This is a genomic window from Hominimerdicola alba (assembly GCF_900112155.1).
Taxonomy (GTDB): Bacteria; Bacillota; Clostridia; order Oscillospirales; family Ruminococcaceae; genus Hominimerdicola; species Hominimerdicola alba_D.
The window spans coordinates 43,520-67,824 of record NZ_FOKQ01000010.1 but is presented as its reverse complement, the minus strand read 5'-3'; the positions used below and the strand labels follow the sequence as shown (position 1 = coordinate 67,824).

Sequence of the window (24,305 nt, the reverse complement as noted above, 5' to 3'; positions counted from 1 at the left end):
TTGTCCGCTTCGCGGACTGGCTGTTTTTGGAGGTGAATGGCATGGTAGTTAACGGGATAGTTATTCAGAAATTGGTGGGTAATGATTCGGGATACAGGGGCATTGACGGGCTTGATTATTCGATGAACTGGTATTTATGCATCGATCCCGGCTTTAAAGATCTTGAGAAGTACGTTGATGAGAATATCGAACTGACTTACTATGACATCGGTGACGGTGAATGTATCGCGGCGTGCACGGATATTGGATTCATAAAGAAATGGGCGGAGCGATCAAGCAATTTCAGGCTTTTGCTTTGTGAGACAGAGGTGCCGCGTCCTGTGATGGAGATGCCGAAGTGCAGTAAAAAGTTTCTGGGGTATGATTATGCATACACGGGCGGGGATTTTTATTCGGCGGTATACCATGAGATACCATCGGTATTTCCGCAGTTTGAGCTGAACGAGAACGGACTTTTTGCCAGCATTGAAGAGATGGAGCGGTATCTTTCGGCACGCAGGGAGTTTGAAGCTTGTCACCCGGCTAATACTCTGGAAACAGGGGATTTTGTGGTATATAGGCTTTGGGAGCTGGATAAGGATGAGCTTTTGGGGTGATGGGCGCTTGTGGAAACTGCCAAGGAAGAGAACTTTGGCACAAGTCTTTCGCGAAAGGCTTGCAGGGAGCCACAGTCAGCAAAGCTGGCTGTTAGAGGCAGAGCCCTCGTTTCAAGGCACAAAGCCAAAATGCATAGCGAACTATAAGAGAAAAGCAACCTTCAGACCGCAAAAAAGCGCGGCACTCGGTCGACGCAGTCACCGCTAACAAAAAAAACGAGCGTATGCAACTAATGCATACGCTCTTGCTTTTTATTTCTGCTTCAGAATATCAGGTGTAGAACCTATGCCGAAGGCCTGCTCGTTCTCGCGGTACTGGATAAGTGCGCGGTACATATAGACATCTTCTGGGGTCGTTACCTTGATATTGCCGCGATTGCCCTCTACCATGTGGGCTTCCTTGCCTATGCTCTTGATAAGGGTGCAGGAGTCAACAAGATTATCATAGCGGTTCTCGGTGGCTCTTACCTTATCGTGATCGGCGATTATCTCGCCCAGGTAGAAGCTCTGGGGTGCCTGTGCTGCGTAGGTATCCTTACGGTAGGGTACAGTTTCAACTGTCTTACCTGTGGTGCTCATGAGGATAGTCTCAAAGCAGGGAGTGCAGGTTATGGCATTGCCGTTCTTCTTTACGCCCTCGATATTGTTGCATATGGTATCGTAGCTTACCCAGGGGCGTACACCGTCGTGGATAAGTACGATTGAATCATCGGGGTTCTCGCTCTGGGCTTTTTTCAGACCGTTATAGATGGAATCCTGACCTGTCTCGCCGCCCTCAACTATGCCGCATACCTTGCTGATGGCGAACTTCTTAACCAGCTTGTTCATGTAGGGGATATAGTCTTTGAGCATTACGATATATATCTTATCGATGTTGTTATGGTTCTCGAAGAGTTCCAGGGTGTGGACGATGATGGGCTTGCCGTTTATCTCAAGGAACTGCTTGGGTATTCCTGCGCCCATTCTTACGCCGCTTCCGCCTGCGAAAATTACTGCTATATTCATTCTATTATTCCTCCCGTTACTTGCTTTCGGTCATATACTTTTTGATAAGTCCGACTACGCGCTCAGCTGCTTTGCCATCTTCCTTGCTTCCTCTGTCGGCAAGGAACTGCTTAACATCAGCGTCGTATTTCTTATCATCAAATGCCAGTATATTGGCTTCCATCTGGTCATTGTTCTCGGCGATGGGGAAAGGTGTGGAATCCAGGGGATAGTAGAATCCTCTTTCCTTATCGTAGGATTTGAGGTCATTGGCATAGATGAAGCCGGGTCTGCCTGTTAGGACGAAATCGCATATCCAGCTGGAGTAATCGGTGATGCCCATATCGCAGGCAGCCATAAGTTCCTGGATATCGGGGTAGAGGTTGCCCTGAAGTATATCGGGGTTGTTCCTTACTGCCTTGACATTTGCCAGCTTGTTTGCCACCTTGAAGTGGTATCTGTTGACTATCTTCCAGTTGCCGCCGAAGCGTTTTCTTGCGGCTTCGAGTATCCTGTTATAGTCGATATCGTAGCAATCAAGGTTTCTTGCATCACGGAAAGTAGGTGCATAGAGAATGAGGTTGCAATCTTCCTCGATATCGAAGAAATCGCATACCTTAGCCTTGATAGCTTTCTTCTCCTCATCGGAACAGAAGAGGATATCGTTTCTGGGGTGACCGTATTCCAGTACTCTAACCCTTTTGCTCTTCCAGTAAGTGGTACGGTATACCATTGTCTCAAAGGAAGAATTGGATATCATGAAATTGGTTATCCTGCCTGCGGTCTCAGCGCATTTTCTCCAGTGTTTATCGGATACTGCATCGGGGTCTATCTTTTTGAGACCCATAGAACCGTGCCAGGTATTTATATATATCTGGTTGCCCTTTTTGGGAACGTAGTTCCAGGGGAAGTTTACTGCGTTATCCACCCATACCCTTGCGGTAGCCATCTCATAGAAATGCTCGAGAGAATTTCTTCTCACTACTCTTACCTCGGGGGGGAACGGGAGCGGGAAGCTGTCCATTATCTTTTTGGTGGTAACGAACACGATATCGTAATTGAGCCCCTGTTTGATTATCTCATCGCAGATATACTTGGTGTTGCATTCATATACATTATTATAATGCATGAACACTATCTTGTTCTTCTCGACCTTATCCTTGGTGCTGTAGGATATATATTTTTTCATCAGATAGGATATGAGAAGGTCGGTCTTCTGTCTTGCGCGCATGAAAGTGAACTTGAAGAAAGATTTTTCTGCGGCACGGCGCTGTATCTGACCCAGCTTGCCTTTTACTTTATACTCACTCATTCAAATTTCCTCCGTTTGTACGGGGTCATTCCCCGTATTTTCCAAAATTTACACTGACCACGTCATGACCTGCTTTACGCAGGCTGGCGGGTATAAGCTTCATATAGTCGCCGTATGAATATTCCAGATACTTGTCATAGTTTGACGGTACGGGATATTCACGTTCTCCGAATCGGAGATATTTCGGTCTGCCCAGCCATTTTGCGGGGAATGCCCCGTGGCGCAGATGCTCACCTGTGCCGTCATAGAGACTGCGGGTGGGGAATCTGTCAAAGAATGTGACTGTGCGTTCCTGTATTTTTTCAAGGGTACGGATATCGGTATGTTTGATGAACATTGTAGTCAGCCTGCACAGAAGCTTCAGTTTTCCGTAGAAGTGCATGGGTGTGCCCTCCCACTTATGGAAGACCATTGACCTCACGAATAGGGTGAGGAATACATGGAGCTTTTGCAGGACTTTTATATCCGCTGTTTTATCGTGCACGAAGATATCTATGAAAATACCCTGATGCATACTGCCGAAGCGTGACGAGAACCGTGTTTTGAACTCGGTGCCGTTAAGTCTTATCTTGGTGAATATGCTGTGGTATTCGCTGTCGGTATCCGATGACTGGAAGAAGAACTCATGGCTGTTTATCTCGCTGCCAACCACTGAGAGGAAGCGCTTATAGTCATCTCTCAGCATCATAACATCCATATCATCGTCCCAGGGTATCATACCCTTATGGCGTACTGCACCCAGCAGAGTGCCTCCGCCCAGATAATATTTTATGCCGTTTTTGCGGCATATCCTGTCGAATTCTTCAAGGCACAGGAACAGTGAATCATGCAGGAGAGAGAGCTTTCCGCCGTAGGTATTATCGAAGCAGAAGAGCTTATCCTCGTATTTTTTTGAGTATTCCAGCATGAAGGTGCTGTCCTCGTAGGTCAGCAGGGGTTTATATCCGCCTGAGACAAGGGACTTTGCCTTGATATTACAGCCGCCGAAACCGCAGTAGTAAACACCGTTGCGGATATTCTTCCGTGATGCCATGAACAGTGCGGCTGCGAATACATCGTGTATCCCGGTTGCGCTGTTTTCACGGGGGGAACCGCTGTGTTCAAAGCCTGCGCCGAATATCCTGCCCGTATAGAGTACAGCGCAGGTATCCCTGTATTTTTCGGCTTCTTCGGGCATATCGGTAATTATGATATGTGGAGAATATTCGCCGTTGGGAACTACTCCCCGACAAAAAGAAAAGCGACAGCACAGCACTTCTTCGTTCCCTGAAAGAGGGACATCTGTGCAGTACACGTCCTTTTTTTCAAATATATTTTCAAAGGTCTGTTTTATCTGCTTATCATCGCAGAAAAGCATTATGCCGCGGCGCTGGAGTATATCAAAGCGGACACAGTCTGATTTTGCACAGCGCTGCACCCAGTCCTCGGTATAATCATTAAGCACATTTTCGGACAGCATAGCTGCACCTCCAGTATCAAGGCAGTATTGCCTAAAATATACCCATATATTATAGCACCATTCACCTGAGTTGTAAAGCGAGTAAAGTCCCGCAAAGCAAAGTTTTAGCGATATTAACAACTAAACAGGCTTAAACGGGACAAATTTATGCTGATTCCTCATGTAAAAAGCACAGACGTTCTCTGCGCAGGGCAGGAACGTCCGATACTTCATTATGGTAAAAGGTGATCTTTTTAGCCTTCGGGAAGGATTATAGCGGCTACGATATAGGGAATGATACCTACACCGCCCATGCACGCCAGGATAACTGCGCCCAGTCTGACGATGTTCACATCAACATTGAAATATGCTGCTATACCTGTGCATACACCTGCCAGCATGGAACCGTTTCTTATTCTGTAAAGCTTCTTTTCCATAGTTATACTCCTTTCGGTGTGTTATATTTTACTGAAATTATACTATTGTTTACGCGGTTTGTCAATACCGTCAGATGATATCTTTATCATTTGTATTATTGATATTCTCAGGGGGGATATCAACTACGGGAGAGTAGTTCTGCTCCGGTGCCTGACCCCTTGCCATAGCGGCATCGGGTACCTCGGGGAGGAATATGGCTGCCAGTATATAGAGTATAATGGGCAGTCCGCCTACGCAGCAGCCTGCTACGCATATTATCCTGATGATGTTGGGGTCAAGGTCGAGATATGCGCCCAGACCTGTACATATTCCTGCTATCATGGAACCGTTTCTTACTCTGTAAAGCTTCTTTCCGTTCATAATGTTATCTCCTTTCGGTCGTCTGCAAATAGTTTTTTCGTTTTGTGTCGTTTCTCTGTATACTTATTATACCTTTAAAATTATTAAATAGTCTTTAAATTTCGGTTCAGGTCTTCCAGGGGCGTTTACTGCCTGTCCAGCCCTGTTCCTGCCAGTGTTTTTGGTCGCGTTCGTTTATGCCTTTTCTCTGGAGAAGATGCATACCGAAGAACACGGCTTTTGTTTTTAGTGATGGTGTCACATGACCTGCACGTGATCTTATGGCATTTGCCATAGCTGTGGTCTTTCGGTCTATGGCGGAACGCTTTTTTGGGGATATGCTGTCCCAGTCGATAGCCATTACGCCAACGCCGTATTTATAGATCTTACCTATGCCCCAGAAGAAGAGACTGTCGCCCATATCCTTATTTGTTTTCCCCATGCCTGCCCCTGCGGCGGTGGATATGCACACACCTTGTTTGGTGAACATTCTGCCATCGGGGGAATGTACCATCCAGCGGTAGCCGTAGTGGTCGAGGAAAGCTTTCATGGCACCTGTTGCATGGTAGACGTATACGGGGCTTGCCAGTATCACCACATCGGCTTCATCTATCGCATTGGTTATGGGTGCGAGTTTGGAATAGTGGGGGCATTTGCTTTCATGTTCGAGAAAACAGCGGGTACAGCCTGTGCAGAATTCGCCGAAATCCCTTGGCAGAAAAAACTCGGTCAGTTCGCCGCCTATCTTCTCGCCCAGCATATGTGCTATATTGTATGTAGAACCTTTGTGGCTTTGTCCGTGTATTATGACTGTTTTCATGTTGTACCCCTTATTGTAATGATATGAAGTTATTATTCTTCGGGGATATGTGTGGTTATAGTCAGTCGGCTGCGTGATACCGATGCCTGTAATGAAGTTCCGAAGCCCGAAAGTGATATCAGCGGGTGTTCGGTGTTGTTGGTGATATCGGTATCTGCGGTGATGCTGTCGGTTTCGGAAATATCTGTGCGGGTATCTCCTGCTATCATCGCTGTCACTATGATGACAGGCATCATCAGGGTAAATAATAGTAATCCTGTTATTTTAAATGTTCTTTTCATTTTGTTGGTTCCTTTTGTCTTTTTTCACATTCAGGGACTGACGGTATTTCTTTTATTTATCCGTGCAGTGCCCAGACGGTTATCATAGCGTCATATACGCCGTGGCAAATTATCAGCGATAGCAGCGTGCAATCCTTTATCTTTGTTCTGTACAGGCAGAAGATGAAGCCTATAACTGCTGTTATTAACATCTGTATGATATTGCCTGTAAAGATGTGGAACAGACCGAACAGCAGGGACGAACCTATGACAGCGGATATCTCTTTGCTGAAAAGGTTTTTCAGTTTGCTGAAAATGAAGCCGCGGAACACAAGTTCCTCTGCGGCGCCCACGGCAAGTATGCAGTAGGCGAAATCGTAGATGAACTGCCATGGTTCGGTATAGTCTTTGCCGTTGTTCACATATTCTCCGAAGCCTGCCAGTACGGGTATGCCTGTCAGCACCAGTGATGTTCCGAGACCAAGCCCGATGCCGAGAAGTATCTGTTTAGGAAGTTTTTCTTTTTTGAAACCCAGGTCGGCGGCACTCATTTTATCCTGGCGGATAAGTATTATGGGTATAACTGCCACTGCCCAGTAAAGGACGAAAAGCAGTGTCGCCCGAAGTGCCAGGGGCATATCCTTCGTTAGCGGATTGAGGAATATACTCAGCATACACAAGCCGACCATACTTCCCAGAAAGCCCATTATAAGGCTTATCAGGTCATTTTCTCGCCGCTTTGCCAAACGTGCCGGGCTCACTGTGCGCCCTTTTTTCCAGACGCGCTCTCTGTTTATTTCATTAGCCATATCTATTTCTCCGTTTTATTGCTGACGTTTGGTCTGTGCTCGTTTCTGTGGGGATATCTTAATCGTTTTTGAATTCTACCGTTACATCGCCGATGCCCTTATCGTAAGTCACCGAGTATTTCTTATCATATTCGCTCTTACTGTTTGTAAGTTCGATATCGCAGTCGCCTACACCGCAGTCAACATCTATATCTCCGTTGACTTCGCCGCTGTACTCGAAATCGCCTGCGCCTATATCTACATCGAGACCGCCTGTTACAGAATGTGTGAATTTGATATCGCCTGCGCCGATATCTACCTTGACCTCACCGGTGCAGTTTATGCCCTTTGCGGTCAGCTCGCCTGCGCCTGTTTCAAAGGAAGCTTTTTTGCACTTGATATCGTTAACGGTGATCTCACCTGCGCCAACATCAAGTTCGACCATTTCATACTCCTTGTCTGGGAGATAGAGAGTTGCATCAACGGTGGTCTTATCAAGGTCAAGGAAACCAAAGTTCAGGTTCCATCCTGAATGCAGGTCGACCAGAAGGGTTCCGCCGCTTTCTTTGAGGGTATAGTTCTTGGGAACGTCGCCCTCGATATGAACGCGGTCATCGGAACTGGGGAGAACTTTGAGGGTTCCTGCGCCCATATCTATCTTTACAGATTCGGTCTTTCCAAGTTCCACATCCTCTGAAACGGAAGTCAGGATAGTTTTGTAATTCGGATTATCGGAGGTCTTATAGAATACCGCGCCGCCTATCAGCATAACGGTACCTACAACGATCATTCCGACGGAGAAATAGGGGAAAGGTCTCCTGCCTGTTGTGTATGTCTTTTCTTCCAGATCTATATTATTCATAGTTGTCTCCTCCTTTTATCCGAAGATCTTACCGCACAGTCCGCGGAAACCATTTATAAATTTGCCTGCCAGTTTTCTGATACCTGCGAATCCGGGCTTTGCAACAAGTCCGAAGATACCCAGGAATATCATACCGAGACCTATGGTCATGATGCCTGCGGGGGGAACTGTGAACAGAAGCTTAATTCCCATTATCACCATTGAAAATCCACCTGCGATGAGTGCGATAACAATACCGAAAAGTGCTGCCACCAATCCGAAGAGAAGTCCGCCGACAGTTGCAACTACTCCTATCCACAGGGGGAAGGTAACTATTATCAGTAACACTTTCAGCAGGCTGTTGTTGCGGGTCGTTCTCTGTTCTGCTGTCATTGTGGGGTCGTTGAAGTTTCTGTCGTAAGCTTCTCTTGCGCTGTGAAGAGCGCCGTCAAGTGCCTGATTGACTTTTGTAGCGGCATCAAAGAATATACCGCCGGAAGTCTGAGAAGAACCGTACTGAGAATTGTTTGTATGTGCGGTATTTTCAGAACCTGTATAGCCGTAGCCATAATTGTAGGAACCGTTCTGTTCGGTATTTTCCTTGCCGACTTCTTCAAATGCAACGTCCTGAACGTCTTCAAAGGGCGCTCTTTTAGCAGCACCGACTTCAAATGAAGCATCGCCTTCGGGGTGGATACCGTTTTCTATCAGTATCTCCTTAGCGAGTGTCTCAGGATCTCCCAGAGTTTGTGCTGTCTGTTCGTCACTGCCGTAACCTGCATCGAGGAATATCTCCTCATAATAGCTGAGCGCGTCCTCGATATCCTCGCGGGGCAGCCCGCCTTTTTCAAGGTTATATCTGAGGCTTGTAAGAAATTCAAGTCTGTTCATTATCGTCCGCCCCCTTGTTCATCAATATACTGTCTACCTTTTCTTTGTGTGTCTGCCATTCCTGACGATATTCTTCCAGCGCCTCGTTACCCTTTGGGGTGACTCTGTAATATCTTCGGTTTCTTCCCATGAACTCTTTGTCGTAGGTCTCCAGATAGTCGTTTTTCTGGAGCCTTCTAAGTACGGGGTAGAGGGTTGATTCCGAGATATCAACGGCTTTTCTGAGAAACTGTGTTATCTCATAACCGTAGGTATCGTCGTTCTGGACCACCGAAAGCACCATTGCATCAAGCAGTCCTGCATTGACCGGAAATCCCATATTCCTGCTCCTTTCTTTGATAACTCTGTGCATAAGTCATTCTCCTTGCCTTTTGGGTGTTCTCTTTTGTCTTTTGTTTGATGTCATCTCATCTCTTTTGCTCTGCAGTGCATTTTATACTGTGTAATATTTTTTCTCTTACAGTATTTTGAGTTCTGCAATATCTTTGTTCTGATGATATTATACGACGTATAATATCATTTGTCAATATAATATTGTGAAAATAAAAAGACTTTGTATATTTGTACAACAATTAGGCTGTAAAACACAGCTTAACAAAACACTATGCACAAAACGATGGCTCGGTGTGGTGTTTTGGGGTGGTTTAGCAGGAGAATGGCGGGGCTTCCGGTGAAGTATTGGAGCGTGGCAAGGGTGGGTGAGTTGAGATCAGATGCGGGCTTTCTATTATATATAGGTTGAGTGAAACTATATAATAGGAGAAATGGTTCTCGGAAGAACGGTTACTATATAAAGTGTTGAGAGTACATGAGCAGAAAGAGCCGTTATTCGGGGTGCGAGCGGTTAATTAAGTTGGAGAATCAAATTGTGAAATAGTGTTCATAATTTAAATTGTGGATAATGTCAATAAAAGCATCATGTGAATCGTTTAATTAGCAACAATGCTTAAAATCTATTGGAAAATACTGGATTTAGGCAAAATTTCCTTAATAATTAGGAAGAAATCTGTATAAATTAAGCTCTTTAACGCAATAGTTTAGATTGGAATTGTACAATTTTTATACATAAAATTCAGCGGGTGATGGGAGCAAATCGGTTAATTAAGTTGAGTTTGAAATTGTGAAATGCTGTTCATAATTTGAATTGTATATTTTGCTATCAAAAACGATATATAAACGACTGAATTAGCAATGATGCTTAAAATCCTATGGTAAATACTGGAATTAGGCAAAATTTCCTTAATAATTATGAATAAATCTGTATAAATTAAGCCTTTTCGCGTAATAATTTTGAAGATAACTAGACAACAACTATACATAATTACAAATCGAATCCGGAAGGTAAAAATTTTGATTTTGGGCTTTGTTAAAACATTTAACGTTACTTGTACAATATAACAAGTAAAACGTTTTCTAAACGGCTGATTTAGCAACTATGCTTAAAATCTAATGGAAATATATGGCATTAAGTTGCATTTTCTTAATAATTGCAAAAAATCAAGTACAAATTCTGCGGGCGCCGACATGGACTGTCGATAATGAAGACATTTTTTGTATATAAATTGATGCGCGGGCTTTTTCGCAAATCCGCTGAGCGAAAATTTTCGTGTGAACTTTTCGGCGATCATGATTCAAATATTGCGATTTCGGGTGTGTCAGATTGTGAAGTGGGTGGTATTCTATTTTTTAAACCATTTAACTCACGTTGTACAATACCACAATAAAAACGTTTTATAAAGAGGTGAATTAGCAACAACGCTTAAAATCCTCTGGATAAAATTTCCAGGTAGTAAAAATTCATTAATAACTGGGCGAAAAATTGTATAAATAAAAGCTGCCCGGCAACAATAATCAGGGCAGCAATATATTGTTTTTATATATTCATATTCAAGCGAAAATTACGGAGGACTATTTGCGCGGATTTTCGTTAATTGTTTTCGGGAGGTCATTTCATGCAGGATTTTACAGACAAAACGGGCATCACGAAGGAGCGTTACAAGGAAATGTGCGCCGCCGCAGAGCGTGGCAGCAAGTGGTACAAAAATGTGCCGAAAGCCTTTATTATAGGCGGCTTGATATGCGTCGCGGGGCAGTTGCTGTCGGCGGGATACGGTGCTTTGGGTCTGGAAGAAAAGGCAGGCGCAACGGCAGTTTCCATCACGCTGATATTAATTTCGGCTTTGCTGACGGGTCTGGGGCTTTACGAAAAGATCGCAAAACACGCGGGGGCGGGAACTCTTGTGCCGATAACGGGGTTTGCGAACTCGGTATGCGCTCCTGCTCTGGAGTTCCGCACTGAGGGCTATATCACTGGTGTAGGCGCGAAAATATTCATTATTTGCGGACCTGTGATACTTTACGGGACTTTGGCTAGTATTGCTTATGGGATCGTTTATTATCTTTTTAGGTGAGTGGGTGCTGATGTAGTTCGGGGTGTTGGGATAGCCGTTGGTTTTGTTTTGAACGATGGTTTGCGAGTTTTCGCCCTTTTTTTCTTGGCGTTCCCCGATTGTTTACCTACTCATTCAAACGCTCTGAACCCTCCCATCGACCGCATAGAGATCATTCCATCTGCAACAACTATAACATGGTCAAGAAGATAAACCTCATCTTCCAGCAGATTGCGGATCTTTCGGGTGAGGAGGATATCTTCCTCGGTAGGTCCAGCGGAGCCGTCAGGGCGGTTATGGGCTAGCAGGAGCATTTCTGCGCTGTTTTGTTTCAGGAACTTTTTCAGCTCTTCAATATCAAAGGTGACCCGATCTGTTATGCCGACAGAGAGGACGGTGCAGGCGGTTATTTTTCCCGATTTATTGATGCTGAAAGCGCACAGTCTTCCTGTGGTATCGCCTTTGAAGAAATTTGTGAGGTACCTGCTGAGAGAGTCAAAATCGTCTGCACGGACAGAAACAAGGCTCTCTTTTTCGGCGCGGCGGAAGGCCTGTCCCAGAAAGACAAGGTGTTCGGCGCATTTTATGCCCACACCTTTTACTTGGCAGAGGGAATCTATATCGGCGGTGAGGACAGTGTGCAGGTTGCCGAATTCGTTCAGCAGTTCATGTGCGGTCTCGCGGGTATCGGCGCGGGGAATGACATTGAACAGCAGCATTTCCAGAACTTCCTGCTCGGTGAAATTGCTGAGGTCGGTGTCATTTCTGAATCTTTGCCGCATACGTTCGCGGTACCCTGAGTTTTCAACCATAGCGATTCTCCTTTGTTGATAATTTCGGGTAGTTTCGGTGTATCATTATGATCGCTGTTCGTATCCGATATCCTGCAGTATCATGTTTACGATATCATCCGCGGACATATCCTCTGTGATGGTCTTTTCGGGGAGATATGGCAGATAGTCCTTATCGTTCCACCATTCCCGCATTTCTTTTTCGCCGAAATCTCCGCACTTATCCCGTGTGGCGTGGCGGCGGATGGTCTCCTCAAAGGGGATATCGAAATAGTAGGCGTACAGGTCATCTTTGTAAAGTTCTTTTGCTCGTTTGAAAAGGGGGCTGTACCAATCGGATTTTGTTATGCCTTCGATGATAGTGGTATCGAAATGCCCGAAACCGTACTCTAAAAGGGATATCATCAGGGAAATGGCGGGGCTATCCTCACCGTCTCGGGCATAGAGCATTTCGCGGCGGACGAAGTCCTGTGGTATCAGCATGGTATTTCTGCCGATGATATGCTGTAGCTTTTCTGCAACTGTGGTCTTTCCGCTGCCTGAATTTCCTCTTAGGATTATGAGCTTGGGCATGATATTCCTCCTTTAAAAACAGCGGCATTTCTTTAAAGGAAATGCCGCGTTGGATATTGTGTTATTGTTTGTATCAGTCTACAGTCTCAAGACCCTCAGCTTTGAATGCCTGTCTGAGGTCATTGATGAGATCGTTCTTGTCCTCGATACCGATAGCTACGCGGTAGAATCCGCCGTGGAACTCTTCGGGGTAGAGGTACATTCTCTCGTCGTCTTCACCGAGGAATACTATCAGGCTGCCTGTATTACCAAGGGATACAGCTGATGTGAATACATTCAGGTGAGTAACAACTCTGTTATAGAGGTCGTGCTCGCCCTTGAGACCGAAGCTGAGTACGCCGCCGAAGCCGTGCTTCATCTGCTTAACTGCCAGCTCGTGGTTCTTGAAGCTCTTCAGACCGGGATAAGCTACGAAGCTTACGCAGGGCTGTTTTTCAAGCCATTCTGCTACTGCCAGAGCGTTGTCGTTATGCACCTGCATTCTCAGGGGGAATGTAGCTGCGCCTCTCTGAATCAGCCATGCATTGAAGGGGCTGATGCATCCGCCGATGTTTACCTGAGCCTGATAGCGGATAGCTTCGCAGGTCTCGTGGTCGGTGATGATAGCGCCGCCCATGGAATCGCCGTGGCCGTTGATATACTTTGTAAGGCTCTCAACTACGAAATCAACGCCGTATTCCAGAGGTCTTGTATTGTAAGGCGAGGAGAATGTATTATCCACGGATACCTGGATATTGTTCTCGTGTGCCAGCTTAACGATAGCTTCGATATCGCAGATGCAGCAGGTAGGATTGCCGGGGGTCTCGAAGTGGATAAGCTTGGTGTTGGGCTTGATAGCAGCCTTTATCTTTTCTATATCGGTGCAGTCAACTATGCTGGTCTCGATGCCCCACTTTTCGCACCAGAGTTCGTTGAAGATACGGTAGGTAGCGATATAAGTAACGGTGGAGAATATTACGTGGTCACCCTTTTTGAGCTTTGTGAAGAACAGAGCGGAAAGTGCAGCAACACCGCTTGCGAGAACTACGCAGTCCTCACCGCCGTGGAGATTTGCGACTTTCTTTTCCAGCATACCCTGATTAACGCCGCCGTTTCTGGTATAGATATTAGCTTCGGAGGCTGACCAGTTCATTGTAGAGGGGTCATAGGGCAGCAGGAAGCTGTTTGCCATATAGATAGAGGGCTCGATAGCACCGCTTGCAGGGTCGGGCTCAGCGCCGACATGGATAGCGCGGGTGGTAAAACTCATTTCTTCAAGATTCTTGTCACTCATCATTTTACTTCCTTTCAGAATAATTGGCATTTATGCGCCTGATTCGCTTTATCATAATAAAATACTAAACACTATTATATCATATTGAATTTTGAATTTTGTAAATTATATGTGAATTTTTACTGCGGCGATTTTGCATCTTCGTCTATAAGGGTGAAACCGCAGCTGTCGATGACCTTTCTCAGGGTATCCACATACAGCCTTGCAGCGGCAGAAAGTCCGGTACGGCTGTTCTCTATCCAGCCCACCAGCATATCTTCATCGGTGGCAAGGGGAACGGCGGTGATCGTGCCGCTGTTGATATCACTGCCCAGCACGCCACTTGATATGGTATAGCCGTTAAGTCCGCCCAAGAGGTTGAACAGCGTTGCGCGGTCGCTTACGTGTATCTGCTTTTTGAAAGTTCGGGTACTGCATATCTCTTCGGAGAAATAGAAAGAATTCAGCTGACCCTGTTCAAAGCATACGAAGGGGTAATCTTCAAGCTGTTCATAGGTGACCTGCTTTTCCTTGGCAAGGGGATGTGCCTTGCTGATGAAAACATGGGGATCTGCACGGAACAGGGGGTGGAAGACCAGATTGTTCTCTTTCAGCAGTTTGAGTATCACCTTGCGGTTGAAGTCGTTTATATAAAGTATGCCTACCTCGCTGTTTAAGTCACGGACATCGTCGATGATCTCACCTGTGCGGGTCTCGCGGAGGGTATACTCATAGGATTCGTGGTCAAGCTCTGCGAGCATTATCACGAAAGCTTCAACAGCAAAGGCATAGTGCTGGGTGGATATGGAGCATATCCTTTTTATCTTTTTGCCCCCTGAATAGTGGGCTTCAAGGAGTTCAGCCTGCTCGACTACCTGTCTTGCATAGCTGAGAAACTCTGTGCCCTCGGAGGATAGGGTCATGCCGCGGGGAGTGCGGTGGAATATCTCGATGCCAAGCTCTTTTTCGAGCTCCTTAACGGCGTTTGAAAGGCTGGGCTGTGAGATATACAGCTGTTTTGCGGCTTCGCTGAGAGAGCCGCAGCTCACGATGGTTATTACATATTTCAGCTGCTGTAAGGTCATTGACTTTACGCCTCCTTTATTTTTCCTCGGCAGTGAGGTGAACTAACACGGGTACTATATATACTGCCATAAATACAGCCAGACTAGCCACCATGACAGTCCACATCAGCGCTTTTGAAGCCTTTTCGGGGACTTTCAGCTTTTTGCTGATAACGAAGTGCCACAGTATGCAGAGGACTGCGCCTGCTATGCTCATTATCAGTCCCGGGATGAAGCACTTGGGTATAGCGGTGACGGTGATATTATTCTCGCCGTCGGTGAGTTCAACTGCGGTGAGGTCACCAAGCACCCTTATGCATGGGGTGGACTTTCCGTTGATGCGTACTCTGAGTCCGTCGGTATAGGGAACATTTATCAGGCAGTATTCTCCCGAATTTGCGTTTATGCTGCCTGTGAGCTTTCCGCCCTTGCGGGTGAAGCCAACTGTCTTTGCGGCTTCTGCGGCGGAATAAAGTTTATCGGTATCGATGGCTGTAACACCAAGGGAGCGCAGGTCGGTATCCTTTTTGACTATTGCTGTGATGGTGACAGTCTCGTTTTCAAATTCACCGAGTTTCAGCAAGCCGTTGAATTCGCCGCTGGGATAGCCTGTCTTTATCATGCTGCCGTTCACCATGATATCGAAGCTGCCGTCGATTTCACTGCCGAGGGCTACCTTGGGACGGTCGAAAGCATCGAAGTAGATGGATTGTCTGCCGCTGATATCAAGGGTAAGATCGAGGGTATCGCCGTTTGTGACGGTATATCCGCTGCCGTTTTCGGTGTCATCAAAGGTATAGGCTTTTACTACGTCCTCGGCAAGTACGTTGTCGCAGATGAACTGCTGTATCTCGCTGCGGGACATATCGGGAAGTTCGCCCTCGATGGCAGAGATATCGTCAAGTATAACTCCCGAAGGGAGAAACGCGCTGTTTTCGGTTATGGAGTATTTGTCATTGGAATAAACCGCGTTTTCGGCTTCACCGCGGACTATCTTATACTTGATGCTCATGAGCATATCGGTGAGCTCGGTGCCACCGTAGCTGCCGACATCCATCCAGTTTGAGGACACGCCCATACGCTTCATCATGAACATATAATCCTGACTGTTAAGGGAAGTATAGTGGCTTATTGAACCGTAGCCGAGGGTGCCCATGAGGTTGACGTAAAACAGCTTGCTGTCGGTCTTTACACGGAACAGTTCGTCGTCATCTATCCTGTCGGCAAGGTCATAGACCTTGTTCTGATTTTCAGCGCGGTCGGGGTCGTTGAGTACGGAATTGGTGAGGTATATCCTTGTGTTTGCAAAGGATTCGCAGAGGATAAGTGCAGTACAGATTATGGAAAGTGTTCTTGTGCTGAGGAGACCCCTGCGGTACAGCAGGAGCATCAGGACTGACATAGCCGATATCAGCAGGAATATTGCAACGCATATCTGAAGGGAGTTTCTGTCACCCCAGAGGGAAGTTGTGTATCTGCCTGCGGTCTCGCGGTTTTTCTCAATGAAATCGGTGATTAGATCAATGAAAAGGTATGTGACCACCAGCGCGGGGATGATTATCGCGGCATGGTCGGTGAGCTTGTTTTCAATGGAAATGGTATCCCTTTCTTCAAGGTACATGGCAGTGCATACCGTCAGCATGAATACGGTGATGAAGCCGAAACGTGAGGGGAATGACATATAGCTGCCTGTGTGCCACATGAGGTTGATAGGCTCAACTATTATCGGTATAAGTGTGAGAAGTGACAAGGTGAGATAATTGCTGAGCTTACGGCTGCGGGGCTTGCCGTCGCAGGTGAAGAAAAGCACTGCCGTCAGCACGAATGCCGAGCATAGAACTGTGGGCAGTACGGTCTCGTATGCGGTGAGAAAGCCTTTGCTTTTTATGGAGCTGAAAAATTCATCCTTTACTCTGCCGCTCTGAGTGTACTGTAAAAGGCTGGGCAGCCATACAACGGCAGTCAGCAAAGCTGCCATAACGGAGCCCACTGCGAATCTTACTGCGGTCTCACCGCCTGATTTTTCGCGGCGGATATTGCAGAGGGCAAGTCCGATAAAGAGCATGATGAATATTACTACCATATAGCCGATATAGTAGTTTACCACCATCATTGCGGCGAGTACGAGGGTATAGGGAAGGACCCGCTTTTTCTCGCATAGCATCTCCAGAGTCAGCAGCATCAGCGGGAAAAGGTACATCATATCCAGCCATATAACGTTCTGATAGTAAAGCAGTCCGTAGCCGCAGAGACCGTAAAGCGTACCAAGAGCGGCTATCCATACGGGATAGAGCTTTTTGCGGGTCTTATAAAGGTAAAGCGAAGCTGTGCCACCGCATACCATCAGTTTCAGCATGATGAGGATATTTGCAAAGTACAGCATATCCGTCTTTTTTATGAAGACAACAAGGAACGAGAATGGGCTTGCCAGGAAAAAGAATACCACCGCCCACATATTCATGCCCGAGGCGTTGTTGAAGTTCAGGAATACGCCGTCCTTGCCTGCAAGTATATCTTTGAAATCGATAAGCAGTGGGACTACCTGCTGTATCATATCGCCCCATGCTACCGTGCCTTTGCCGAAAGGAAATGCGCCGTCCAGTTTATAGGCATATAATATAACTGCCATGATAAGCAGCGGTGCCGATAATACCGTCAGCAGCGCCGCGGGAAGTTCTTGCTTTTTTGTCTTTTCCATATTGACCCCTTATTAGCAATGGATTTGTATTGAAATTTCTGAGCACTTTTTGGCTTTAGCACTTTGCGCAGATACTATATATTATAATGCGGATGGTTTGAAAAGTCAACCGCAGTAAGTCAGAATGATGAAATTTCGGTGAAATATACAGGTTTTGGTTGTTTATTGGGGAGATAGGTGCTATAATTTAAAATGGTAATAATACACGGACTGTTCTTTGGGACGGTCTGAAATGAAAGGGAATGAAAAGTATGAAAAGAAACAGGATAACAAAGGCGCTGAAAGTCATGGCACTGACGGTGGTCCTGACACTGACCTGCGGGGTGTTTGCTTCGTGCGGTAACACACATGAAAACGAGGGTAGTCCGAAGACTTCCGATGACAGGAGTACTGCGGTGCAGGAAAGCGAGGATACTATCACCTCTGCCGATGAGGATATATCGGTGGGCAGTTTTGTGATAACACTGCGTGAGGATAAAGCGCCCATCACCTGCAAGAATTTTAAGAAGCTGGTAAACAGCGGGTTCTATGATGGCTTGACTTTCCATCGAGTAGTGGCAGACTTCATGGCGCAGGGCGGCGACCCCGAGGGCAATGGCACAGGGGGCTCGGGTGAGCGTATCAAGGGCGAATTCAGCAATAACGGCGTTGAGAATGACCTTAAACACGTAAGAGGTACGGTATCAATGGCTAGGTCACAGGACATGGACAGTGCTTCAAGCCAGTTCTTTATCTGCTACAAAGACTGTAATGATCTTGACGGAAATTATGCGGCTTTCGGCGAGGTATCTGAGGGCATGGAAGTTGTTGACAGATTCCTCAACTGCGAAAGGACACTGAACGAAATCAACGAGCTTGCTTCTCCCGTATACCCAATAACCATCACAAAGGCGGAGATGATATCTGCTGATGCTGAGGGTCATGAAAGAGCGATGTTTACTGTTGAATTTAAAGAGGGCGGGAATAATAAGGCGTAGCTTGGCAGCGGTCTCCGAAAAGTCAGCCGCAGTAAGTCAGAATGATGAAATTTCGGTGAAATATACAGCTTTCGGTTGATTTTTGAGAAGATAGGTGCTATAATTGAGAAGCGACAATAATATAGTGGCCGCTCACAGCGGCGGTAATCAATGAAAGGATTTGAAAAACTTGAAAAGAAACAGAATAACCAAAGCGCTGAAAGTTATGGCGCTGACAGTGGCTATGACACTGTCCTGCGGTGCGTTCGCTTCATGCGGAAACGTACACGAAAAGGAAGATAACTCAAAGGCTTCCGATGACCAGAATAACGCGGCACAGAACAATGGCGGAGATGCTGTTACTTCCGGTGACGAGGATCTCTCGGGCAACTGCTTCGTTATCACACTGCGTGAGGACAAGGCGCCCATCACCTGCGAGAATTTTGAAAAGCTGGTAAGCAGCGGATTCTATGACGGTGTGACATTCCACAGAGTTGTGGCAAACTTCATGGCACAGGGCGGCGACCCTGAGGGTACAGGCGCAGGCGGCTCGGGCGAGAACATCAAGGGCGAGTTCACCAACAACGGCGTTGATAATGACCTCAAGCACTTAAGAGGCACAGTATCCATGGCAAGATCACAGGAGAATGACAGTGCTTCCAGCCAGTTCTTCATCTGCTACAGAGACTGCGATTTCCTTGACGGCAACTATGCAGCATTCGGTGAGGTATCATACGGCATGGAAACTGTTGACAAGTTCCTCAACTGCGACAGAACAATGAACGCTAATAATGAGCTTGCATCTCCCGTAAATCCCATAACCATCACATCGGCTAAGATGATATCTGATGATGATCTCGGTCATAAAAGAGCAAAGTTCACCGTTGACTTCACAGAGAGAGAGTTCAAGGAAGGCACATTCACCATGACTCTCCACGCTGATAAGGCTCCTATCACTTGCGAGAACTTCAAAAAGCTGGTAAGCGAGGGCTTCTATGACGGTCTGACATTCCACCGCGTTGTTGATGACTTTATGGCACAGGGCGGCGACCCCGAGGGCACAGGAATGGGCGGTTCTTCAGAGACCATCAAGGGCGAGTTCAGCGAGAACGGCGTTGATAACGATCTGAAGCACGTTCGCGGCACAGTATCCATGGCAAGATCAAACGATCCTGACAGCGCTTCCAGCCAGTTCTTCATCTGCTATACAGATTGCAGCTACCTGGACGGCAGCTATGCGGCATTCGGTGAAGTTACCGAGGGTATGGAGGTTGTTGACGGTTTCACAACTGTATCCCGCGGCTACACCGACGGCGGCTATGCAGAGCTTTCTGTTCCCGGCACACCTATCACCATCGTAAAGGCTGAGATGATAGATGCTGATGAGAACGGCAATGACAGAGTACAGTTCACTGTAAAATACTAAGCAACACAGGCACTTCCGTTATTCGGGAGTGCCTTCTTCAATACCAAAAACCGGCAGACTGATCGTCCGCCGGTTTTTGAATTATGATATCATTATTTCTGTACTATGAGCTTTTTGCCCTTTACGTGAGCCGCTATTTTGGTGATATCGGTAACGGATATCTTGCCGTCGCGGTTAACGTCTGCGCGTGCCATCTGTTGGGAATTAAGGAGCTTTTTGCCTTTTACATGAGCAGCTGTCAGCGTGATATCGGTAACGTTTATGCTGCCGTCGCCGTTTACATCGCCCAGCATACCGTCGGGTTCAGCTGCCTTTTTCAGGTACTTGAGAGTGACATCGTTTGCGGGCATCTTGAAGCTTGTTTCCATGTCAAATTCGTTGCCGAATGTAACACCTGAGAGCATACCGTCCCATCTGTCAAAAGTATCTATGTTGCCCAGATAGCATACATATAGTTCATCGCCCTCAACTGCACTGAGTGAGTATGATTCTGCTGTCATATTATACAAGTAGATATTATCATCTATCGCGATATTGTATATGGGCTTGTCGGTGAGTTTGACAGAGAACTGGTTGCTGACTATGTATGCGCTTTCTTCGTCCATATAGTATGAATATATCTCGTAGCAGTGAACGCCTGCGCCGTCAAGCTCGGCGGAGGTAGCATCGGGCTTGAGTGTCTTATAGAAAGTGCCGTCTGCGTAAAGTTCCTGTTTTACGGGCTTGAAGTTGGTCTTCCATTCTATCTTCATCATTTCGCCTGTGGGGATATATCCGCCGACGGGCTGTGAGGTGAACTCAGGTGATGTGCTGGTGAATTTGGCACTGTCGATATAATCTTCTGAACCTGCGCCGTAGTAGCATCTTATCCTGTAAACGTCCGAATTAAAAGAAGCAAACCAGTCATCGGCGTCAATGGTGTTCCGCCTGGGGTCGGAAAGAGAGCTGTACAGGCTACCTTCCCATATGATCGCGGTCTCGAGAGGAGAAAAGTCAACTGCCCACGAGAGCTTGGTGATTCCGTCTTTTGTGATATCCATATCATTAGGCTGTTTGATGAAGTGGTGCTCGCTGCTTGCTTTGACTACGTGGAAAGGCTCGGAATCCACCACTACGTAAGGTTCATCCTTCTCGATCAGGATATAAGCCCTCATGAACAGCTCCTTGCCGATATATTCTTCCGATATGGGAGCCAGGATCTTCCAGTCAAATTCTGTATCTTCCGGAGAGGTATATATTACCTCATCGCCGCAGTATACCTCGAACTTATCGCAGCCGAAGTCCAGCTCGCCGCATACTGTAGTCTCGTGTTCGCCCTCGGGAATGACGGTGTTGAGGATATAGCTGTCAAACTCTGGGACAAACGGTTTTAAAACAGAAACATATGATGTTATGTAGTCGGTCGCATATGTGCCGTAGTAGATATGCACCTCTAACGACTGTTCTTCTTCGTTCTCTGTCAGGGGTACTGTTACTTTGTTGCCTTCTACAACGGCATCCCGTATGTATGCACCGCCGGAGAAATATACTTCTGCGAATTTGGGTTCAAAGTTCGTTTCAAATACAGCTGTGCCCTTGTGATCTGTATTAGAAAGAGTGACCTGAAGGGGATTATATGTGACGATGTAGGCGTTGACGGTGAATATATCCGTCTCGATATAGCCTGTTTCAGAGTAGAACACCCTTATTTTCAGTTCCTTGTCTGCCATGTTTGGGTAGACCGCAAAATTAACTATCCGTGGGTCTTCTCCGCTTTCGTATATCCTGCTGTACGTATTGCCGTCTGTGCTTATGAGCTCTGCTTTTACAAAATCAAATGATACAGCTGCGGTGGCAAGCCCACTCTCTGTTTCTTTGAGGTCTATATCTCCCGGCTGAGCGAAGAAATAGTACTGATCGTTTGTGCCGGTCGTTGCGGGGGCGTTTTCGGCAGGTGATGCGCCTGCAGTGAATACTGTTGATGGCAGCATGGTAAATGTCATGGCTGCTGACATTACAACGCTCAGGATACGTTTTTGGGTGGTTTTTGGTGTGGTTTGCATATTGACCTTACCTCCTTTGGATGTATATGATTTATAATAAGTATGTACAGACAGCAAATCGATCATGATCCTTTGCGGAACAGTCTTGGCACTGTCGTAACTTGAATTAATTATATCACATATTGTTCAAAAAGTCAATGAAAAATAATAATCCAACAATGCTTGACAAACTTATTATGATATGCTATAATATATTGTCTGAAAGTGACCTTGCGCTGAGCGCAGGGTTATTTTGCTGTTTGGGGCATTTCGTTAAATTGCACTTTACAGTGCCCTCAGAAAGGTCCCAAATTATTGAAGTTTGGGCTCAATTAAAAAAATGGGAATAAATAAGTAACAGGTAGGAAAAAACTTCTGCAGAAAATGGGAGGAAGAAAAATGGTAAGAGAAGATCTGCGTAATGTGGCTATAATCGCCCACGTTGACCACGGCAAGACCACACTGGTAGACCAGATGCTCAAACAGAGCGGTACGTTCAGAGAGAATCAGGCTGTTGAAGAGAGAGTCATGGACTCCAATGATATCGAGCGTGAGAGAGGAATCACTATCCTTGCGAAGAATACTTCTATAAAGTACAATGACGTTAAGATAAACGTCATCGATACTCCCGGCCACGCTGATTTCGGCGGTGAGGTTGAGCGTGTACTGAAGATGGTAAACGGCGTTCTTCTGCTGGTAGATGCTGCTGAAGGCCCTATGCCTCAGACCCGTTTCGTTCTGCAGAAGGCTCTGGAGCTCGGTCACAAGATCATAATCGTTGTAAACAAGATCGACCGTCCCGACGCTCGTCTTAAAGAGGTAGTTGAGGAAGTTCTCGAACTCCTTCTCGACCTTGACGCTACCGATGAGCAGCTGGACAGCCCTGTACTTTTCTGCTCGGGCAGAGACGGTACTGCTTCACTGACCATGGACGGCGGTACCGATATGATACCTCTGTTTGACATGATACTCAGCTATGTACCTGCTCCCGAGGTCGAGGAAGAGGGCGGTATGCAGTATCTGGTATCCGCTATCGACTACAACGAGTATGTTGGCCGTATCGCTATCGGTAGAATTGAGCGCGGTGTTATGAAGGTAAATCAGGACGTTTCCATCGGTGACTTCCACAACACCAAGCAGGAATACCGCGGCAAGATAGTTACCATGTATCAGATCGAGGGACTTAACAGAGTTCCCTGCACCGAGGCTAAGGCAGGCGATATCGTCTGCATCAGCGGTATCGAGAATATCACCATCGGTGATACCATCTGCGAATTCGGCAAGTTTGAGCCTCTGCCTTTCGTAAAGATAAGCGAGCCTACCGTTGAGATGACATTCTCCGTTAACAACTCGCCTTTCGCTGGTAAAGAGGGCAAGTTCGTTACTACCCGTCACATCAGAGACAGGCTTTTCAAGGAACTGCTGAAGGACGTATCCCTGAGAGTATCCGAGACCGACAATGCTGATACCTACCGTGTTGCGGGCAGAGGTGAGATGCATCTTTCGATACTCATCGAGAATATGCGCCGTGAGGGTTACGAGCTGGGTGTTTCCACTCCCCGTGTACTTTACCGTGAGATAGACGGCAAGCTCAATGAACCTATCGAGAGAGTTGTTATAGACGTTCCCGAGGACTGCGTTGGTTCTGTAATGGAGAAGCTGGGCAGCCGTAAGGGCGAGCTTCAGGCTATGAATCCTATCGGCAGCAGAATGAGACTTGAATTCCTTATCCCCGCAAGAGGACTTTTCGGCTACAAGAGCGAGTTCCTTACCGATACAAAGGGCGAGGGCATCATGAGCTCCGTATTTGAGGGTTACGAGCCTTACAAGGGCGATATCCCCAAGAGAGCACAGGGTTCTCTGGTTGCATTTGAGACAGGCGAGGCAGTTACCTACGGTCTGTACAATGCACAGGAGAGAGGCGAACTGTTCATCACAGCCGGCACTCAGGTATACGAGGGCATGGTAGTCGGTGCATCACCAAAGTCTGATGACCTGGTAGTAAATGTCTGCAAGAGAAAGCATCTGACCAACACCCGTGCAAGCGGTTCTGACGATGCACTGCGTCTTATCCCGCCCAGAAATATGTCGCTGGAAGATGCACTGGAATTCCTGGCTGATGACGAACTGCTGGAGGTAACACCCAAGAGCATACGTATCAGAAAGAGAACTCTGAGCAATCAGCAGAGAGCTAAAGACAGAGCGAAGATGTAATTTTTTAATTCAAAATTGTCGGCATGGGCGCGGGTTTTACAATTCCTCGGAGAATGCCAAGTAAAAGAGCTGAAATAGAACAGCGAAAAATCGACCATGTCAAATAAGGCGCGGCACGCGGTCGTCGCAGTCACAGCTAACAAAAAATCGAGCGTGGACAAAACAACTGTCCACGCTCTTTCTATATGCGTAAAAATATTGCCGCTCCCGTCA

Annotated in this window: 23 protein-coding genes and 1 pseudogene; 7 read left to right on the top strand and 17 right to left on the bottom strand. The window is 46.6% G+C overall.

Annotated elements, in window-relative coordinates:
* Positions 1 to 41: 41 nt before the first annotated feature.
* Positions 42 to 596: a hypothetical protein gene (locus tag BM265_RS07445; RefSeq protein ID WP_074960957.1), complete on the top strand. Its 555-nt coding sequence runs from the start codon at positions 42 to 44 to the stop codon at positions 594 to 596.
* 9 nt (positions 597 to 605) lie between these two features.
* The gene (locus BM265_RS20005; protein WP_177219555.1) at positions 606 to 743 is read left to right on the top strand and encodes a hypothetical protein; all 138 of its coding nucleotides are present in this window, start codon (positions 606 to 608) and stop codon (positions 741 to 743) included.
* 105 nt (positions 744 to 848) lie between these two features.
* Here BM265_RS20005 and BM265_RS07435 read toward each other — a convergent pair whose 3' ends face one another.
* The 11 genes from BM265_RS07435 to BM265_RS07385 form a co-directional block, all read right to left on the bottom strand.
* A complete protein-coding gene (locus tag BM265_RS07435) occupies positions 849 to 1,601 on the bottom strand; it encodes an IspD/TarI family cytidylyltransferase (RefSeq protein WP_074960955.1) in 753 nt (250 codons plus the stop codon).
* Positions 1,602 to 1,617: 16 nt separating this feature from the next.
* On the bottom strand, positions 1,618 to 2,892 hold the full coding sequence (locus BM265_RS07430) for a CDP-glycerol glycerophosphotransferase family protein (protein WP_074960954.1): 1,275 nt from the start codon (positions 2,890 to 2,892) through the stop codon (positions 1,618 to 1,620).
* Positions 2,893 to 2,917: 25 nt separating this feature from the next.
* Positions 2,918 to 4,351, bottom strand: a complete 1,434-nt coding sequence (locus tag BM265_RS07425; protein WP_074960953.1) for a LicD family protein — start codon at positions 4,349 to 4,351, stop codon at positions 2,918 to 2,920.
* Between the two features lie 233 nt (positions 4,352 to 4,584).
* Positions 4,585 to 4,767, bottom strand: a complete 183-nt coding sequence (locus tag BM265_RS07420; RefSeq protein WP_074829670.1) for a PspC domain-containing protein — start codon at positions 4,765 to 4,767, stop codon at positions 4,585 to 4,587.
* Positions 4,768 to 4,837: 70 nt separating this feature from the next.
* The gene (locus BM265_RS07415) at positions 4,838 to 5,128 is read right to left on the bottom strand and encodes a PspC domain-containing protein (protein ID WP_074960952.1); all 291 of its coding nucleotides are present in this window, start codon (positions 5,126 to 5,128) and stop codon (positions 4,838 to 4,840) included.
* 106 nt (positions 5,129 to 5,234) lie between these two features.
* Positions 5,235 to 5,927: a flavodoxin family protein gene (locus tag BM265_RS07410; RefSeq protein WP_074960951.1), complete on the bottom strand. Its 693-nt coding sequence runs from the start codon at positions 5,925 to 5,927 to the stop codon at positions 5,235 to 5,237.
* Positions 5,928 to 5,959: 32 nt separating this feature from the next.
* Positions 5,960 to 6,208 (bottom strand): hypothetical protein, encoded by a 249-nt coding sequence (locus tag BM265_RS07405; protein ID WP_074960950.1) that lies wholly within the window; start codon positions 6,206 to 6,208, stop codon positions 5,960 to 5,962.
* 56 nt (positions 6,209 to 6,264) lie between these two features.
* On the bottom strand, positions 6,265 to 6,996 hold the full coding sequence (locus BM265_RS07400; protein ID WP_074960949.1) for a CPBP family intramembrane glutamic endopeptidase: 732 nt from the start codon (positions 6,994 to 6,996) through the stop codon (positions 6,265 to 6,267).
* Between the two features lie 58 nt (positions 6,997 to 7,054).
* Complete coding sequence (locus BM265_RS07395; RefSeq protein ID WP_074960948.1) at positions 7,055 to 7,837, bottom strand: DUF4097 family beta strand repeat-containing protein; 783 nt, start codon at positions 7,835 to 7,837, stop codon at positions 7,055 to 7,057.
* A 15-nt stretch (positions 7,838 to 7,852) separates the two neighbouring features.
* Entirely contained in the window at positions 7,853 to 8,707 is an 855-nt protein-coding gene (locus tag BM265_RS07390; RefSeq protein WP_074960947.1) for a DUF1700 domain-containing protein, read from the bottom strand.
* Positions 8,694 to 9,026, bottom strand: a complete 333-nt coding sequence (locus BM265_RS07385; protein WP_024858421.1) for a PadR family transcriptional regulator — start codon at positions 9,024 to 9,026, stop codon at positions 8,694 to 8,696. The genes BM265_RS07390 and BM265_RS07385 overlap by 14 nt, the downstream gene beginning before the upstream one ends.
* Before the next feature lie 1,633 nt (positions 9,027 to 10,659).
* Here BM265_RS07385 and spoVAC point away from each other — a divergent pair.
* Positions 10,660 to 11,118 carry a stage V sporulation protein AC gene (gene spoVAC / locus BM265_RS07380; RefSeq protein WP_081358389.1) on the top strand — a complete coding sequence of 153 codons (459 nt, stop codon included), beginning with the start codon at positions 10,660 to 10,662 and terminating at the stop codon, positions 11,116 to 11,118.
* 110 nt (positions 11,119 to 11,228) lie between these two features.
* On the opposite strand, the gene BM265_RS07375 is transcribed toward spoVAC, so the two are convergent.
* The 5 genes from BM265_RS07375 to BM265_RS07355 all read right to left on the bottom strand — a co-directional run bounded on the left by BM265_RS07375 (position 11,229) and on the right by BM265_RS07355 (position 17,475).
* Positions 11,229 to 11,909: a JAB domain-containing protein gene (locus tag BM265_RS07375; protein ID WP_074960946.1), complete on the bottom strand. Its 681-nt coding sequence runs from the start codon at positions 11,907 to 11,909 to the stop codon at positions 11,229 to 11,231.
* 45 nt (positions 11,910 to 11,954) lie between these two features.
* Positions 11,955 to 12,461 carry a kinase gene (locus BM265_RS07370; protein WP_177219554.1) on the bottom strand — a complete coding sequence of 169 codons (507 nt, stop codon included), beginning with the start codon at positions 12,459 to 12,461 and terminating at the stop codon, positions 11,955 to 11,957.
* Positions 12,462 to 12,534: 73 nt separating this feature from the next.
* Entirely contained in the window at positions 12,535 to 13,734 is a 1,200-nt protein-coding gene (locus tag BM265_RS07365; protein WP_074960944.1) for a trans-sulfuration enzyme family protein, read from the bottom strand.
* Positions 13,735 to 13,853: 119 nt separating this feature from the next.
* On the bottom strand, positions 13,854 to 14,798 hold the full coding sequence (locus tag BM265_RS07360; protein WP_074960943.1) for a LysR family transcriptional regulator: 945 nt from the start codon (positions 14,796 to 14,798) through the stop codon (positions 13,854 to 13,856).
* A gap of 16 nt (positions 14,799 to 14,814) precedes the next feature.
* Positions 14,815 to 17,475, bottom strand: coding sequence for a YfhO family protein (locus tag BM265_RS07355; protein ID WP_074960942.1), 2,661 nt, complete (start codon positions 17,473 to 17,475; stop codon positions 14,815 to 14,817).
* 242 nt (positions 17,476 to 17,717) lie between these two features.
* On the opposite strand from BM265_RS07355, the gene BM265_RS07350 reads away from it, so the two are divergent.
* From BM265_RS07350 to BM265_RS20985, 3 genes and pseudogenes are all read left to right on the top strand, one after another.
* On the top strand, positions 17,718 to 18,452 hold the full coding sequence (locus tag BM265_RS07350; protein ID WP_074960941.1) for a peptidylprolyl isomerase: 735 nt from the start codon (positions 17,718 to 17,720) through the stop codon (positions 18,450 to 18,452).
* Positions 18,453 to 18,831: 379 nt separating this feature from the next.
* A pseudogene (locus tag BM265_RS20990) lies at positions 18,832 to 19,239 on the top strand (peptidylprolyl isomerase); the annotation flags it as partial.
* A gap of 117 nt (positions 19,240 to 19,356) precedes the next feature.
* Positions 19,357 to 19,857, top strand: a complete 501-nt coding sequence (locus tag BM265_RS20985) for a peptidylprolyl isomerase (RefSeq protein WP_431767987.1) — start codon at positions 19,357 to 19,359, stop codon at positions 19,855 to 19,857.
* 92 nt (positions 19,858 to 19,949) lie between these two features.
* On the opposite strand, the gene BM265_RS07340 is transcribed toward BM265_RS20985, so the two are convergent.
* Positions 19,950 to 21,899: a dockerin type I repeat-containing protein gene (locus BM265_RS07340; protein WP_074960938.1), complete on the bottom strand. Its 1,950-nt coding sequence runs from the start codon at positions 21,897 to 21,899 to the stop codon at positions 19,950 to 19,952.
* Positions 21,900 to 22,277: 378 nt separating this feature from the next.
* On the opposite strand from BM265_RS07340, the gene typA reads away from it, so the two are divergent.
* Positions 22,278 to 24,092, top strand: a complete 1,815-nt coding sequence (typA, locus tag BM265_RS07335; RefSeq protein WP_074829718.1) for a translational GTPase TypA — start codon at positions 22,278 to 22,280, stop codon at positions 24,090 to 24,092.
* Positions 24,093 to 24,305: the final 213 nt, after the last annotated feature.

Bases quoted from the DNA above. Each gene is read 5' to 3' on its own strand.
- BM265_RS07365 (WP_074960944.1), bottom strand. From the start codon at position 13,734: ATGAGTGACAAGAATCTTGAAGAAATGAGTTTTACCACCCGCGCTATC.
- BM265_RS07425 (WP_074960953.1), bottom strand. From the start codon at position 4,351: ATGCTGTCCGAAAATGTGCTTAATGATTATACCGAGGACTGGGTGCAG.
- BM265_RS07435 (WP_074960955.1), bottom strand. From the start codon at position 1,601: ATGAATATAGCAGTAATTTTCGCAGGCGGAAGCGGCGTAAGAATGGGC.
- BM265_RS07395 (WP_074960948.1), bottom strand. From the start codon at position 7,837: ATGAATAATATAGATCTGGAAGAAAAGACATACACAACAGGCAGGAGA.
- BM265_RS20985 (WP_431767987.1), top strand. From the start codon at position 19,357: ATGACTCTCCACGCTGATAAGGCTCCTATCACTTGCGAGAACTTCAAA.
- BM265_RS07375 (WP_074960946.1), bottom strand. From the start codon at position 11,909: ATGGTTGAAAACTCAGGGTACCGCGAACGTATGCGGCAAAGATTCAGA.
- BM265_RS07415 (WP_074960952.1), bottom strand. From the start codon at position 5,128: ATGAACGGAAAGAAGCTTTACAGAGTAAGAAACGGTTCCATGATAGCA.
- BM265_RS07360 (WP_074960943.1), bottom strand. From the start codon at position 14,798: ATGACCTTACAGCAGCTGAAATATGTAATAACCATCGTGAGCTGCGGC.
- BM265_RS07420 (WP_074829670.1), bottom strand. From the start codon at position 4,767: ATGGAAAAGAAGCTTTACAGAATAAGAAACGGTTCCATGCTGGCAGGT.
- BM265_RS07355 (WP_074960942.1), bottom strand. From the start codon at position 17,475: ATGGAAAAGACAAAAAAGCAAGAACTTCCCGCGGCGCTGCTGACGGTA.
- BM265_RS07445 (WP_074960957.1), top strand. From the start codon at position 42: ATGGTAGTTAACGGGATAGTTATTCAGAAATTGGTGGGTAATGATTCG.
- BM265_RS07400 (WP_074960949.1), bottom strand. From the start codon at position 6,996: ATGGCTAATGAAATAAACAGAGAGCGCGTCTGGAAAAAAGGGCGCACA.
- spoVAC (WP_081358389.1), top strand. From the start codon at position 10,660: ATGCAGGATTTTACAGACAAAACGGGCATCACGAAGGAGCGTTACAAG.
- BM265_RS07405 (WP_074960950.1), bottom strand. From the start codon at position 6,208: ATGAAAAGAACATTTAAAATAACAGGATTACTATTATTTACCCTGATG.
- BM265_RS07390 (WP_074960947.1), bottom strand. From the start codon at position 8,707: ATGAACAGACTTGAATTTCTTACAAGCCTCAGATATAACCTTGAAAAA.
- BM265_RS07340 (WP_074960938.1), bottom strand. From the start codon at position 21,899: ATGCAAACCACACCAAAAACCACCCAAAAACGTATCCTGAGCGTTGTA.
- BM265_RS07350 (WP_074960941.1), top strand. From the start codon at position 17,718: ATGAAAAGTATGAAAAGAAACAGGATAACAAAGGCGCTGAAAGTCATG.
- BM265_RS07410 (WP_074960951.1), bottom strand. From the start codon at position 5,927: ATGAAAACAGTCATAATACACGGACAAAGCCACAAAGGTTCTACATAC.
- BM265_RS07370 (WP_177219554.1), bottom strand. From the start codon at position 12,461: ATGCCCAAGCTCATAATCCTAAGAGGAAATTCAGGCAGCGGAAAGACC.
- BM265_RS07385 (WP_024858421.1), bottom strand. From the start codon at position 9,026: ATGGGATTTCCGGTCAATGCAGGACTGCTTGATGCAATGGTGCTTTCG.
- BM265_RS07430 (WP_074960954.1), bottom strand. From the start codon at position 2,892: ATGAGTGAGTATAAAGTAAAAGGCAAGCTGGGTCAGATACAGCGCCGT.
- typA (WP_074829718.1), top strand. From the start codon at position 22,278: ATGGTAAGAGAAGATCTGCGTAATGTGGCTATAATCGCCCACGTTGAC.